Annotated in this window: 13 protein-coding genes and 2 pseudogenes; 4 read left to right on the forward strand and 11 right to left on the reverse strand. The window is 70.1% G+C overall.

Going from position 1 to position 13,498, the window contains the following annotated elements; translation table 11 throughout:
• Positions 1-78: 78 nt before the first annotated feature.
• The 4 genes from QC283_RS13145 to QC283_RS13160 form a co-directional block, all read right to left on the reverse strand.
• The gene (locus QC283_RS13145) at positions 79-459 is read right to left on the reverse strand and encodes a hypothetical protein (RefSeq protein ID WP_279561660.1); all 381 of its coding nucleotides are present in this window, start codon (positions 457-459) and stop codon (positions 79-81) included.
• Positions 459-1,847, reverse strand: coding sequence for a hypothetical protein (locus tag QC283_RS13150; RefSeq protein WP_279561661.1), 1,389 nt, complete (start codon positions 1,845-1,847; stop codon positions 459-461). Before QC283_RS13150 ends, QC283_RS13145 begins: the two co-directional genes overlap by 1 nt.
• Entirely contained in the window at positions 1,844-2,293 is a 450-nt protein-coding gene (locus QC283_RS13155) for a hypothetical protein (protein ID WP_279561662.1), read from the reverse strand. The genes QC283_RS13150 and QC283_RS13155 overlap by 4 nt, the downstream gene beginning before the upstream one ends.
• Before the next feature lie 218 nt (positions 2,294-2,511).
• On the reverse strand, positions 2,512-3,126 hold the full coding sequence (locus QC283_RS13160; RefSeq protein ID WP_279561663.1) for a TetR/AcrR family transcriptional regulator: 615 nt from the start codon (positions 3,124-3,126) through the stop codon (positions 2,512-2,514).
• A gap of 101 nt (positions 3,127-3,227) precedes the next feature.
• Here QC283_RS13160 and QC283_RS13165 point away from each other — a divergent pair, with 101 nt between their 5' ends.
• The gene (locus QC283_RS13165) at positions 3,228-4,268 is read left to right on the forward strand and encodes an NAD(P)-dependent alcohol dehydrogenase (protein WP_279561664.1); all 1,041 of its coding nucleotides are present in this window, start codon (positions 3,228-3,230) and stop codon (positions 4,266-4,268) included.
• Positions 4,269-4,385: 117 nt separating this feature from the next.
• On the opposite strand, the gene QC283_RS13170 is transcribed toward QC283_RS13165, so the two are convergent.
• Complete coding sequence (locus tag QC283_RS13170; RefSeq protein WP_279561665.1) at positions 4,386-5,054, reverse strand: hypothetical protein; 669 nt, start codon at positions 5,052-5,054, stop codon at positions 4,386-4,388.
• Positions 5,055-5,527: 473 nt separating this feature from the next.
• On the opposite strand from QC283_RS13170, the pseudogene QC283_RS39570 reads away from it, so the two are divergent.
• Positions 5,528-5,835 (forward strand): annotated as a pseudogene (locus QC283_RS39570) (transposase); the annotation flags it as partial.
• A gap of 301 nt (positions 5,836-6,136) precedes the next feature.
• Here the strand turns inward: QC283_RS39570 and QC283_RS13180 are convergent.
• On the reverse strand, positions 6,137-6,829 hold the full coding sequence (locus QC283_RS13180; protein WP_279561667.1) for a TetR/AcrR family transcriptional regulator: 693 nt from the start codon (positions 6,827-6,829) through the stop codon (positions 6,137-6,139).
• A 108-nt stretch (positions 6,830-6,937) separates the two neighbouring features.
• Here QC283_RS13180 and QC283_RS13185 point away from each other — a divergent pair, with 108 nt between their 5' ends.
• The gene (locus tag QC283_RS13185) at positions 6,938-8,362 is read left to right on the forward strand and encodes an MFS transporter (RefSeq protein ID WP_279561668.1); all 1,425 of its coding nucleotides are present in this window, start codon (positions 6,938-6,940) and stop codon (positions 8,360-8,362) included.
• A gap of 112 nt (positions 8,363-8,474) precedes the next feature.
• On the opposite strand, the gene QC283_RS13190 is transcribed toward QC283_RS13185, so the two are convergent.
• Positions 8,475-8,777 carry a hypothetical protein gene (locus tag QC283_RS13190; protein WP_279561669.1) on the reverse strand — a complete coding sequence of 101 codons (303 nt, stop codon included), beginning with the start codon at positions 8,775-8,777 and terminating at the stop codon, positions 8,475-8,477.
• Positions 8,778-8,834: 57 nt separating this feature from the next.
• Here QC283_RS13190 and QC283_RS13195 point away from each other — a divergent pair, with 57 nt between their 5' ends.
• A complete protein-coding gene (locus QC283_RS13195) occupies positions 8,835-9,488 on the forward strand; it encodes a TetR/AcrR family transcriptional regulator (protein WP_279561670.1) in 654 nt (217 codons plus the stop codon).
• Positions 9,489-9,617: 129 nt separating this feature from the next.
• Here QC283_RS13195 and QC283_RS13200 read toward each other — a convergent pair.
• From QC283_RS13200 to QC283_RS13215, 4 genes and pseudogenes are all read right to left on the reverse strand, one after another.
• Positions 9,618-9,968 (reverse strand): annotated as a pseudogene (locus QC283_RS13200) (DUF4158 domain-containing protein); the annotation flags it as partial.
• A 441-nt stretch (positions 9,969-10,409) separates the two neighbouring features.
• The gene (locus QC283_RS13205) at positions 10,410-12,179 is read right to left on the reverse strand and encodes a serine/threonine-protein kinase (protein ID WP_279561671.1); all 1,770 of its coding nucleotides are present in this window, start codon (positions 12,177-12,179) and stop codon (positions 10,410-10,412) included.
• A gap of 28 nt (positions 12,180-12,207) precedes the next feature.
• Positions 12,208-12,672, reverse strand: a complete 465-nt coding sequence (locus QC283_RS13210; protein ID WP_279561672.1) for a hypothetical protein — start codon at positions 12,670-12,672, stop codon at positions 12,208-12,210.
• 56 nt (positions 12,673-12,728) lie between these two features.
• The gene (locus tag QC283_RS13215) at positions 12,729-13,235 is read right to left on the reverse strand and encodes a hypothetical protein (RefSeq protein ID WP_279561673.1); all 507 of its coding nucleotides are present in this window, start codon (positions 13,233-13,235) and stop codon (positions 12,729-12,731) included.
• Positions 13,236-13,498: the final 263 nt, after the last annotated feature.

Genomic DNA, 13,498 nt, shown 5'->3' on the forward strand with positions numbered 1-13,498 from the left:
CCCCGCACGCCCGGGGCGGGCCTCAGCGCGGCGGAGCGGGCCGGTGGCATGGCCGCGGCGCCTGAACCGGCCCGGGGCTCATGCCCCGCTGGACACCCACCGCACCAGCGCCGCCACCCCCAGCACCACCGCCGGTACCGCCCACGGCCACCGCATCACCCGCCGCACCGAGGGCGCCAGCCACAGCGCTCCCACCGCGCCTGCCGAAACGACGGCCAGGGCACAGGCCAGCTCGATCCCGCCGTACGCGGCCCGGTCCCAGTCGCCGTCCGGACGGGTGTTGACCGCCAGCCAGAGGAAGAACGCCGCCGCCAGGGTCAGCAGCACCACCGGAACGGCGAGGATCACACGGAGCAGGCGGCGGTCGTCGTCGGGGTGGTGCGGGCGGTCGTCCACCGGGTGACGGGAGTGACCGGTCTCCTGCCTGTCGCCGGTGCGCGAGGGGTTCGAGGACTGCATCAGCGGATCGCGTTCCTTGCCTGGTCCAGGTGATGGGCGAAGTCGCGGCCATAACGTTGCGCCTGGTCGTTCTCCCAGTACGGTCCCCCGTTGTACCGCGCGGCAAGCTCCTGTTGCTCTTCCACCGTCATCTCCTCCGGGGGTACGTCGGCGAAGTCGCTCTCCGCCTTGAGCTGGGCCAGGTACTCGGCGGCGATGAAGATGTTCTGTCCCGGGTCCTGGAGCGATTCCTCCACCGTGGCCCGCTGTCGGTCGGTGAGGTTCTCCGGGTCGTAGCCGAGCACCTCGGCACCACGCCGTACCTGGATGGCGATCGGCCCGAAGGACGTCTCGTCGGGGTCGCCGCCCAGTCGCGACGGCAGGTTCTCCGGCGCGATGGGGCTCAACGGGGAGTCCGCCTGTTCCCGGATGGTGTCGGTGATGTCGTCGAGTGGGCCGGGCTGGCCGGCGATCTCCTTCCAGGCGATGCCCGCCACCATCGACGGCGGCAGCCCGGAGTTCTGCGCGGCGGCCTTGATGACGTCCTTGTTGGCCCGGATCCACTCGGTCTTCTCCTGGTCCCCGGCAGGCGGAATCCAGTAGCCGTCCGTCGCGCCCGGCAGTGAGGCGAGCCGCATCCGGATGTCCTGGAGCGTCGGGGAGACCAGCTTGTCCCCGGCCGTCGGGTAGTAGTCCTGCTTGGGGCCGCTGCCCGGCAACCGGGTCACCGGATTACTGCTCGCTTCGGCCGCCTCGCGCCGGAGGTCGGGCATGGCGGCGGCGACGTCCACCCGCTCGGTGAGGAACACCTGGAAGTCCGGCACCAGGTCGTACGCCTGCTTGAGCTCGTGGACGCAGAGGACGCGGGCCTCCTTCTCGGTGGTCCGCGCCAGGTGGAAGTCGCCGCCCGCCGCGTCGTGCAGCCGGTCGGCCTCGTCCCGGATGTCGTCGACGTCCATGGTCAGCTCCGCGAAGAAGTCCAGGACGCCGGTGGTGTCGCGCATGTCCTCCCACTGCCGCATCGGCTCGGCCTCCTGAGCCGTGCGGGTGATCGCGGTGCCCTTGGTGTGAATCAGGTCCGCGAGCGCCTGCTCGCTGACCAGGCCGTCGGAGTAGTACGCCTTCGCCAGCGTCAGCGCCTCCGCGTAGCGACGCAGCGCACCCGCCGCGTGCCCGTAGGCTTCGTCGAGCTCGTCGACCAGACGGCGGCCCTCGGTGAGCCGGGCCGTGTAGTGCGCGCTGCCCTTGCTGCGCCACTCGGTGTGCTTCTCCGCCCGCTCCGCCGCGGGAGCGACGGCCTTCAGGAGCGCCTGGACACGGTGGAATTCGTCCGCGTTGCGCTCCACCAGCGGCGGGTTGCAGTTCTCCAGGAACTCGACGTCCTTACGGTAGCCAAGTCCGTCGCTCATCGCGTTCCCGGCGAGACGTAACGGCCGTCGAGCACGGCCTCCAGGAACCGGCGGGCGGTCTCGTCCTCGATCTCCGCGAAGTCCCCGCCGACCGTCCGCAGACGGGTCGACAGCGCTGCGAACAAGGCCATGGTGTCCAGGAACTGGTCACCCGCGAACTCGGCGAAGCGCTCCACCTGACGTGCCACGTCCCCGTGCGTCCTGGGTTCCCGTGCCGCCGTGGTCAGCTCGGCGTCCGGGCGGCCCTCGTGAAGCAGCCCGGCGATCTCCACCAGCAGGTTGGCGTTCCCGTTGATGGAGTCCGCCTTCGCCACCAGATCCTTGCCCGAGGCGGCCGGCACGCCTCCGCCGGAGTCCGCGGGCAGCTGGTTGAGCCGCATGCCGCCCTCGGCCTGCCGCGCCAGCGCATCGGCTTTCAGCTGCGCCCATTCCTGCTCGAAGGACACCCTGTCTCCTTCTGTTCCGTCCCGCTTCTCGTCATGTCTATTCACGCTTCGTGGGCCGGAACGGTTCTGGAGGGCGCAGTGGAGAACCTGTGAGACCCGCGATCCCCTCCGCGCGCCTCACAGGGGAAGCGGCCGAAGCTCCGGCGTGAGAACCGGGCCCCGGCCCTGGCCGGAGCCCAGGCAACGCGCGTGAGCGTCACCAGGGGTGCTGGCGGCCGTCATGAGGGGGATGCGTCACCTTTGCCGACGGCGGCGGCGGTGGCGTTCCGGACGCAGTCGCGGAGCAGGGCGCGGCGCCGGCCGTGGACGTCATCGGGTTCCTGACTGCTGGCCGCGTACACGTTGCTGACCGGCGACCAGGCCATGGACATGGCGATGACCATGGCCATGATGTCGAACGGGTCACCTGCGCGGACCCGCCCGGCCGCCTGGGCCTCGGCGATGGCCGTGAGCTTGCGGTCGTCGTAGTGCTGGTGGGTCTCGACGAGGTGCCCGGCAGGCCGACGCTCCAGCCGTGTCCAGGTCGCCAGCCGGATGAGGTCGGGGCGGCGCAGGTATTCGTCGTAGAGACGAACGGCCCAGTCCGCGAGATCGTCGGCGTCGATGGGCACGACGTTGGTGATGCGCTCCAGCGAACTGAGGAAGATCGCGTCGAAGAGTCGTTCCTTGTCGCCGAAGTAGGCGTAGAGCTGTGCCTTGTTGGTGCGCGCTGCCGTCACGATGCGTTCGATGCGCGCCCCGGCGATGCCGTGCTGGGCGAACTCCTCGGTGGCGGCGTCCAGGATGCGCTGGTAGGTCGCGGCGCCTCGCGAGGTCTGGGGTTGTTCCGGCATGTCCGCACCCTACCAAACAGAACAGTTGGTTTGCCTTGCGGTGTGGCCGCGCCTACGCTGCGACAGACAGAACAGTCTGTTTTCTTTTTGAGGAGTCACGTATGCGAACGACCACCGGTTGGCGGGCGGCCGGCCCGATGACACTGCGGCGCGCGTCGCTCAAGCGCCGGGACCTGCGCCCGGACGACATCGCGGTGCGGGTCGACTACTGCGGGGTGTGCCACACCGACCTGCACGCCCTGCACGCCTACGACGAGCACGCGGAGGCGCCCCTGGTGCCCGGTCACGAATTCACCGGCGTGGTGACCGGGACCGGCTCCGAGGTGAACGTCTTCTCGGTCGGCGACCACGTCGCGGTGGGCAACATCGTCGACTCCTGCGGTGTGTGCGCCATGTGCGAAGCCGGACAGGAGAATTTCTGCCACTCCTTCCCGACTCTGACCTACGGCGGCACCGACCGACAGGACGGGTCGACCACCCTGGGCGGCTACTCCCGCGAGTACGTGGTGCGCGACACCTTCGCCTACCCGCTCCCCTCCGGCCTCGCCCCGGCCGCAGCCGCCCCGCTGATGTGCGCCGGCGTCACCGTCTGGGAACCCCTGCGCCACCTCGGAGTAGGCCCCGGCAGCCGCGTCGCCGTGGCCGGGCTCGGCGGCCTGGGCCACCTCGCGGTCAAGATGGCCGTGGCACTCGGCGCCACCACGACCGTCATCAGCCGCACCCAGGACAAGCGCGACGACGCCCGCGAGCTCGGCGCCCACGACCTCATCGACTCCACCGACACCCAGCAGATGGCCACGGCACGCGACACCTTCGACGTCGTCATCGACACCATCTCCGTCCCTCACGACCTCGCCCCGTATCTGAAAGTGGTGGCGATGGACGGCACCCTCAGCCTCCTCGGGTACCTGGGCCCCGTCACCGTCGAGGCCACGGACCTGCTCATCGGCCGCAAGAAGCTCAGTTCCGCGGGCAGCGGAGGCCGCCTGGCGACAGCCGAGATGCTCCGGTTCTGCGCCGACAACGGCATCGCCGCCGACATCGAGGTACTCCCGTCGGCACAGGTGGACACGGCACTCGACCGCCTGGGGCGAAACGACGTCCGCTACCGCTTCGTGCTCGACATGTCCGACCTGGACTGAAGAGACAGTCGGCCGGGCCACGCCGTGCGGGCTCGTGCGGGGGCGGGGTGCCGGGCCGTGCGCGCGGCGTGGTCCAAACGACGACGAACCGTGCGAGCTCCCTGATGAAGAAGCCCCCTAGGGCGTGAGGGCTCGCACGCTGATGGACCACGGGCCGTCCGAGCGGGCATGAACGAGGCAGGGCCCGGACAACGGCACCTCACCGCGCCATGGTCCGACGTGGTTGGCCAGCTCGTCGAGGAAGCCGTCCCCACTCGGCTCGAAGACGTCGACGAGGAAATAGCCACCGTCTTCGGACCGTGGGTCTCCCTCGTAGCGGAGCGACGCGATCCCCGGGCCGCCCGCGTAGCGCAGCACATCCGAGGCGGCACGCCTCGCGGATCCCTCCAGACGCATCGCGCTCGACGGCGCGGTCGCTTCGATCAGCCATGGCCCGTCCCCTTGGACCCGCAGTGCCCGCACCGGTCTGTCGTCGGCATTGATCAGAGAACGGCAGGCGAAGGGCCCGTCCGTGTACACCAGTTGGCTTTGGGAGTGCAGACCTCCGTCCAAGGCGTCCACGACGAAATGCCCCGCTCCTCGATGCGTGATGTCCAGGATGACGGGCCCCGCCCCGGTCGTGATCCGTGCGACCTGGTCACCGTCGCCGACGATCCGCTGGAGCACCGGACCACCCGCGGTGAGCACCTGAGGCACCTGTGCGGGCCCGTTCCCGCTCTTGCTGACCCCCGCGAGCGGTACCACATCCGCTCGCCGCCCCGATCGGCCCCGCTGGAACCATTTCATGGACTGCCCCCTGTCGATGTCTACGCGCAGTGTTCCACCCACGGGTCCGGTCCCAGCGGCTCGGTCTGTCCGAACAGGTCGCGGGCTCCCGGACCCGCCGCTGCGATACAGGCGTCCACCGCCTATCCGAACCAGCAAGCACTCCCCGGCCGACTGACGGCCCTCGGCAAGCCACTGCAGGTGATCTTCGACGGCCAGGACCGCCTCGCCAGTGTGCAGCAGGTGAACGGCTTTCCGGGCATCGTCCCCGTGAGGGAAGTTCCCCCACGGAACGGCGTCGAGGACCAGCCCGCTGTGGGCCCCGGACTGGATGTCGGCCACCACCGCCCGTACATCGAACGCACCTCCCGCGAACGAGGCCAGATCCGCTCCGTCTGCCAGCGCCCGGCACATCTCGAACGTCGCATCGGTCCGCCGTTCCCTCACACCACACCCCGCCGTCGAATCCCCAGAGGTTCGATCACGCCTTACCCGCCGGTGCCCGGCTGGCCGACGTCTTGGGGGCGGGGGCAGCCGGAACACGGTCCTGCGGTTGGTCGACGCTCTCCCGGAGCCCCAGCCACAGGTCCCGCGTGTGGTCGGCGTCGACGAATGCGCGATGCGCAAGGGCCGTATCTACGGGACCGTGCTGGTCGACGTCGAGACCCGCAGACCGGTGGACCTTCTGCCGGACCGCGAGGCAGGCACTGTCGGGGCCTGGCCGGCCGAGCACCCGAGCATCGAGGTCGTCCGCCGCGACCGCGCCCCGTTCTTCGCCGAGGGCGCCGGCATCGGCGCGCCGGTGCACGTCAGCACGCTGCTGACGCGGGAGATCCCGGCCGATCGGAAGTGGGCGGACAAGCTCACCGATGCGGACCGCCGGGCGCTGTCGCCACTGTTCTGGACCCATGTGAATCCATACGGCCGGTTCGAGCTGGACATGAACAGCGGTCTCGATCTGGACCTGTCCGTTCGGGCAACTGTGTCCGGTCCGCGTACCCCGCGCGGGGAAGCAGCCGTAGCGCCGACGTGACACCCGCGTTGAGGGCAGCACGCGAGGGCCGCGCTGTGCCGGATTCTCTGGCATCGGGGCTGGTGGGTCCTTATGTTGAGGCGTCGAGATGGCTGCGGATCTGTGCGATGACGACGGAGACGAGCTGGTCGAACTGGGTGTCCGCGGTGGGGATGGGCAGCGCGGCGGCCTGGCGCAGGGCAGGGAGGTCGAGATCGGCGTGGGCGGCCAGCCATGCGTCGGGGACGAGCGTGCCGCGGTCCGTCGTGGCGTGCGTGGCGGGGCGGTCGGCCACGAGCGCGAAAGAGAGCATGAGCAGGGAGAGGTGGCGGTGTACCTCCAGGGCAGCCGGGAAGCCGATGCCGATGCCGTGCAGGAGTTGGAGGAAGCGGTCGAGGTTGAGCAGGCGGTTGGGGTGCACGGAGGTGGGGGGCGCGTCCTCGTCGAGGGAGACCAGCAGGGCGCGCGGCCAGCGCCGGTACAGCTTGCGCAGCGACCTCGCATAACCGGCGACGGATTCCTCCCAGGCCGCGGGGTCCAAGGGAGGGGGATTCCAGGAGTCGAGCATGAGCCCCAGGGCGAGATCGACGACGTCCTGGCGGTCCTCGACGTAGTTGTACAGAGCCCGCACGGTCACATTGAGTTCAGCGGCCAGGGCGCGCATGGTGACGGAACGGAACCCCTGCGTACCAGCCATCTCCAGCGCCTTCGCGGCGATGGCCTCCCGGGTGAGGACAGGGCGGCCCTTGCGTGTCGTGGGGCGGCGGCGGGAGGTGGCAGGCATGGCGCCATCGTACGGGCCCCCGCTTGAACTTCACACACGTTGACTTTTAGCGTCGGGAGACCGCAGGCTGACGGCACCGCCCGCTCCCGCCTGGAGGTCGTATCCCGCATGGCAGCTCAGAAGTCCCGTCGTCTCCCGCCGCTGAGCGGGGTCCTCGTGCTGGTGATGGCCTCCACAGGGCTGGTCGTCGTCGACCTCACGATCGTGGCCGTCGGACTCCCGCTGATCAGCGCCGACGTCGCGGACGGGGATTCGGCGGAGTCGGTGGTGGTGACCTACATGGTCGCGATGGGTGCACTGACTCAGGCGGCCGGAAGCCTTTCGGACCGCTGGGGGCGGCGGTCTCTGTTCCTGGCCGGGATCGCTGTGTTCACTCTGGCCTCCCTGGCCGCGACTTTGGCGCAGGACCTGTGGTGGCTGAACGCCGCCCGGGTGGTTCAGGGCTGCGGAGCCGCGGTGATCATGGTGAACGGCATTCCGCTGATCTCGGACCGCTACACCGGTGAGGAGCGCAATCTCGCTATCGGTGCCTGGGGATCGTTCGCGACCGCGGCCGGGCTCCTCGCCCCGACCCTCGGTGGAGTCCTGATCGACGCCTTCGGATGGCGTGCGGTTTTCGCGATCAACCTCCCGCTCGGCGCAGCGGCCTGGGTGCTGGCCGCCCGCGTGCTGCCGCCAACCTCGCCCGCACCCTCCTTGACCGGGCGGCCGGACTGGCCCGGAAGCCTGCTGCTCATGCTCGGCCTCGGTACGGCGACCCTGCTCATGCTCCGCCCCGGCGACACACCGTGGGCAGGCCAGGACACGGTCGCACTGCTCACCGCCTGCCTTGCGCTGGCCGCCTTCCTGGCCCTCCAGCTCCGCGTGCCCAGGCCGACACTGGAGCTACGGATGTTCACCCGCCCCGCGTTCTGCGGCGCGATGCTGGCCGTCCTCCTCTCCCGCGTCCTGACCATTGGCGGCTCGGTCTACTTGGTGCTGTACCTGTCGGACGGCCTGGGCCTGAGCCCAACCTCGGCGGGGCTGCTGATGACGCCGATCTTCCTCGCGCAGATCGCCACCGGCATGGTCGGCTCCAAGCTGCTCAGCCACTGGGCCCCCGGCCTGGTGATCGGCTCCGGCTACCTGCTCAAGGGCGTCGGCTTCACGGCCCTGGCACTGCTGATCACGCCCAGCACACCGTGGTGGGCGCTGCTCGGGCCGCTGCTGGCCTGGGGAGCCGGCGGCGGAATCGCCGGCGCCCCCGTGATGGCCGTGGCGGTCGAGGTGACCGAACCCGAGCGGGTCGGCATGGTCGCCGGGACCGTCTCCACCCTCGCCTCCCTCGGCGCGGGCGTCGGCACAGCGGCACTGGGCGCGATCTTCACCCTTCACGACGGCACCGGTACAGGCAGCCAGGCAGTCGCTGACGGCACCCGGGCCGTCCTCACGGTCTCCGCCGTGCTTGCGTTCATCGCAGTACTCACCACACTCGTCCTCATCCATCCGCGCCGCGTCCCTCGCCCCGACCGAAGCCAGGAACCCGCCCGGTGACCGTCAATCTCGCCTGTCACACGGCACTCGCACCTCGCATAAACGACCGTTTGCGAGAGGCGTGCAGTGGAGTGGCCGCCCCGGTCTGGACGCATGTCCCGGCCGGACGCTCCTACTTCAGGTCGGCGCGGAGGCCATCCAGGGCCTTTACGAGGGCTGCCGCATTGGCCGGATCGAACCAGGTGGTGCGGATGCGCTCGTTGTTCCCCTTGGGTGTCTCGTGGTCGGCGGCGAGTTGGTGCAGGGGGCGGGTCTCGTCGCTCAGGGAGCGGCCGACGTTCTGGAAGAGGCCGCGCACATACCGGTCGGCGGCGTCGGGGGCGATGCCATGGCCGGTGGCCCACGAGGTGAGCGTGGCGAGGTAGGCGTAGTGGGCGGTGAGCGTCCCGGTCAGCGCGGAGAAGACGTTATGCACGCAGTGCGTGCAACGCCAAGTGCATAGGCTAGGCTGGGCACGGACGAGAGGGGCGAGATGACTGGCCGCAGGCGATGGTCGACCGAGGAGATCCTGGACACCGCGGCGGAACTGCTGCGCGCGAGCGACGCCGAGTCGTTCAGCGTGCGCAAACTCGCCGCAGCGCTCGGGACCGACTCCTCCAGCCTCTACCGGCACTTCCGCAACAAGACCGAACTGCTCCGCGCGGTTGCCGACCGGATCCTGCTGGCCGCCATGGAGGGCTACCGCCCCGCGGGCGACTGGAAGCAGCGCATCACCGCCCTGGCCCTACGCCTGCGCAACGCCTTCGGCGAACAGCCCCAACTCGCAGGGGTGTGGGGGCACTACGGGTCCGGCGGTACCGGATCCCGATTGGTCATGGAGGAGCTGCTGCAGGCCCTGCGCACGTCCGGCCTGCCCGACGAGGAGGTCCCAGCGCGCTACCACCGCATCGTGATCCTCCTCGCCGCGCTGATCGCCTCCGAGGCCGGTATCACCACCCTCACCCCCAAGGAGTACGAACAGGGCATGGAGCAGTTCCGTGTCGCGGTGCTCGGCGCGGACCCCGAAAGCTTCCCCGCCCTGGCATACTTCGCCCGCGACATCCGCCCCCTCGGAGCAGATCGCCGCGCCGCATTCGATGAGATCCTCGCCGCCCAACTCGCCCACATCGAGGCCCAGATTCCCTGACGTGCCGGATCACGGATGCGATGCGGTCGGGTCACGCCGCTGCCGCAGGCCCAGTACGGGAGGCCGGATGCAGGAGTGGCCGTACTGGAGCGGGGAGAGCCGGGCGATCGTTCAGACCGAGTCCGCTCAGACGCCTACCCCGGGCAGCAGAACCCGGTGGCGGCGCAGCCAGCCCACCGCCTGGTTGAAAAGCGCCACTGGCCCCTCGGCGTGCGTCCACGCCCGCCCGTGCAGGAAGGTGCGGAACCGCCGCGACCACTCCGCATTCTCGTACTCGTGGTACTCGTACGTGTCCCGGATCTCCCACGCGTGCTCGTACGCCGTCGGCTTGCGCTCGGTGTACCGCTTCACGCGCGAGACGTCCTCGATACCGAGCTGCGCGGCCAGGTGCTCGATCACGACCCACGGCACGTCCAGCGGGTCGTCCGGGAGGAACCTGCCGACATAGCGCACGGTGCACATCTGGAGAGCGAACCCGATCGTGCGTCAGACCCGTGCAGTGTACGGGGGTCGAGGAACATCCGTGTCAGATCGTGCGCTAAGCGTTCGTCGTCCCTGATGGGCGGCTGACGGGGCATCGGCCGCGAGGCCGGTCTGAAGTTCTTCCACGGATAACGCCCTATTATCTGCGGGAGGTTGATGCGTCACCTGCGGTGACGTTCTCCGGGCCGTACGCGAAGCGGCCCTGTTATCGGCCCGGGACTCCTATCTCGGACAGCAGCCGCAAGATACGGCGTCGGTACGAGCCGTTTGCCGGCGTCGGCTTCCGACACGGGTTGTCGGCGTTGCCAATTGCCTGACCTGCAAATCACCGTGGACGGTTCCAGTGTCGTCAGGCCCTCGTCTGCCTGACAGTACAAGAGGGTCCGTTGCCCTGTGGGCACGCTGACCAGCGAGGGAGCCGCTGCCTTGCGGCTCGGGTCAGGAATTGGGGTCCCGGGCCGATCCAGCTTGTCTGGTCCAACTGGCCTGCTCCCGGCGGGCGCCGAGGGTGTGCGGGTGGTCGGGTCCGAGAGCGCGGGCCCGGTCGGTGACCAGCGCCGCGAACAGGTCCCGCGCTTGGGCGGTGTCGCCCGCCTTACCCGTCCAGCCGGCGTGGCTGTGGCGGGCCCGGAGGGTTTCGGGGTGGTCGGCACCCAGCACACGAAACCGGTCGGTGACCAGCGCCGCCCACAGGTCCCGCGCCTGGGCGGGGTCGCCAGCGTCCCCCGTCCAGCGGGCCTGGTGGACACGGGCGCCGAGGGTTTCGGGGTGATCGGGTCCGAGAGCGCGGGCCCGGTCGGTGACCAGCGCCGCGAACAGGTCCCGCGCTTGGGCGGCGTCGCCCGCCTTACCCGTCCAGCCGGCGTGGCTGTGGCGGGCCCGGAGGGTTTCGGGGTGGTCGGCACCCAGCACACGAACCCGGTCGGTGACCAGCGCCGCCCACAGGTCCCGCGCCTGGGCCGGGTCGCCAGCGTCCCCCGTCCAGCGGGCCTGGTGGACACGGGCGCCGAGGGTATCGGGGTGATCGGCACCGAGGACTTCGGTACAGCGGCGTACGAGCAAGGCGAACAGGTCCCGGGCCTCGCCCGGTTCACCGCTCTCACCGAGAGACTTTGCCCGGTCCCGCAGAGCGGCCAGCGTGCTCCGGTCATTCCCATCAGAACCTTCTGTGCCGGACGCAGTCCCACCCGCGGCCGGCTCGCGCACCTGCGTCGGGGGTGGCGTCTGTGCCTGGGTGACCAGGCGCGTCGGAGGCGGAGGAGGGATTATCGCGGTTCGCTCTGCGGCGCCGCCGAATACGACGCTGGGGCGGGCGCGGGTCTCGACCAGGTCACACACCGCCGCGGGCAGCCACTCTCGCACCGTGTGCCCAGTCGCTTCCGTGCCCGCGTACTGCTGGAACCGTTCGAGGACCTGCTCGGGGCTCGGCCGCCGCTCCGGGTCCTTGTCGAGGCAGTCGCGCACCAGCTCCGCCACCTCGTCCGGCACGCCGTCCAGGGAGGGTGCGTCGAAGAAGGTCGCGGTCATCACCGCGAAGATGTCCGTTCCCGAGAACGGCGCGCGCCCGGTCGCCGCGTGAACCAGCAGCGCCCCCAAAGCGAAGACGTCACTGGCCGGCGCGGCCGCCCCGCGCAGGTGCTCCGGCGCCATGAACCCCGCCGTCCCCGTCACATGCCCCACCGACGTCGACGCGGTCGAGCCGTGCAGGGCCTTGGCGATCCCGAAATCGATCACTCGCGGCCCGTCCTCGGCCACCAGCACGTTCCCCGGCTTCAGGTCACGGTGCACCAACCCCTGTCCGTGGATCGCCACCAGCGCCTCCGCGACCCCGGCGGCCAGCCACCACAGCCCCCTTTCCGGCAGCACACCGCACCGCGCCACGACCTCCTCCAGCGCCGGCGCTGGCACGAACGCCGTCGCCAGCCACGGCACCTGCTCGTCCTCCCCGGACACCCCCACCACCGGCGCGGTGAACACCCCGCTCACCCGCTGCGCCGCCCGCGCCTCGCGGACGAACCGCTTGCGGAAATCGGCGTCGTGGGCCAGGTGCGGGCGGATCGTCTTCACCGCGAACAACCGCATCCCCAGGCCACGGGCCAAGAACACCCGCCCCATCCCGCCCTCGCCCAGCACCCGCAGCACCGTGTACGGGCCCACCCGCACCGGGTCCCCCGCCACAGGCGGCACACCCCACGACAACTCCGACACCCGACACCCCGTTTCCTTGAGGAAACCATCATCGCGAAAAGCCGGACGTGCGGCGGTGCCAACCCTCAATCCCGCTGCGGACGGTCTCTATTCGCCGCGCGCTGGCAGCGAAGACGTGTTTGCCAAGGGGCTGCATGCAGCCTGGGCAGATGGCGACAGGCCCGAGGTACTCACGGATGTCGAGGTCGAAGTCTCCACAGCCGGGGTACTCCATGAGCCCATCGGGCATGGTCATGGTCTGCGCTGTCTCCCGCAGTTCCAGCGTCCGCAGGGTCTCAGTTGCCTTCACAGGCTCGCTGGCTGCCGTGGGCGCGAACTCTTCAAGAGCCGCAAGCCACTCCTCGCGGCTTGCGTACGGTTCACGGTTGCGGACGTCGAACCAGAGATGAGCGAAGCACCCGACGACAGCCTCGGGGCGATCGAGCAGCGGCGTGAGCGTGAGGCAGGAGCCATCGGTCTCGCCGCAGCTCGGGCCGGTGTCAGGTGTCGGCACAACGGTGCAGTGTGCGTACGAGCTCCGTTCTGCCTGTTGTCTTCCTTTCTGCGCCGTCAGGGGCGAGGGAGGAGGGCGTACGGGCGCAGGGGGACGCCGACGACCTGTAGGACGAGGTTGCGGTGTGCGGCGTGCCGGGTGCGCACGGCGGCCCGGGTCAGGCCGGGCTTCGGCGGTTGGACGCCGGCACGTTCGCGTCCGGGCTTCGTCGGGATCCACAGGTAGCCGGGGTCGCTGCCTTCCAGGGCCTTGGTGATGCCGGCGCGGACGTCGAGCCGGCGGCGCAGGATTTCCACGGTGTGCTTGTCGACGGGGTGGTCGAAGTCGGCGATGGTCACGACGGGGACGGGGCGGCGCTCCAGGTCGATGTCGGTGGCGTTGAGCTGGTGGAGCTGGGGCACGGCGCGGCCGGTGGCGGCGACGAGGGCGGCTACTGCGGCGGTGCGGATGGCGTTGGCGGCGTTGGCGCCGGTGGGGCGCCGTACGGCGAGGGTGCGCAGCAGCTTGTAGGCCTGCTCGGGCTTCAGGCGGTCGGCGTACCCGGCGGAGTGCTGGGCCCTCATGAAGGCGCCGATCGCGGCGAGAGCGTCAGCGGTGCGCGGGTCCCTTCTTGCTAGATAACAGCAAGAAGCAGGGACCGCTCTCTTCCTGGCCGACTGCGGGTCTCGTCTAGGTTCGTGTCGGACCAAAACGGTCCGTGCAGGCCCGGTACGGTCCTTGTACGACCCCCGAACAGTCCGGGGACAGGACGGGCAACGGAGACGTCCTCTCGCCCGTGACCTCGATCGAGTCCCCTCTGGCCAGGAAGTTCAGTCCCGCCCTCGAA

This window comes from Streptomyces sp. DH41 (assembly GCF_029813785.1).
Lineage (GTDB): Bacteria > Actinomycetota > Actinomycetes > Streptomycetales > Streptomycetaceae > Streptomyces.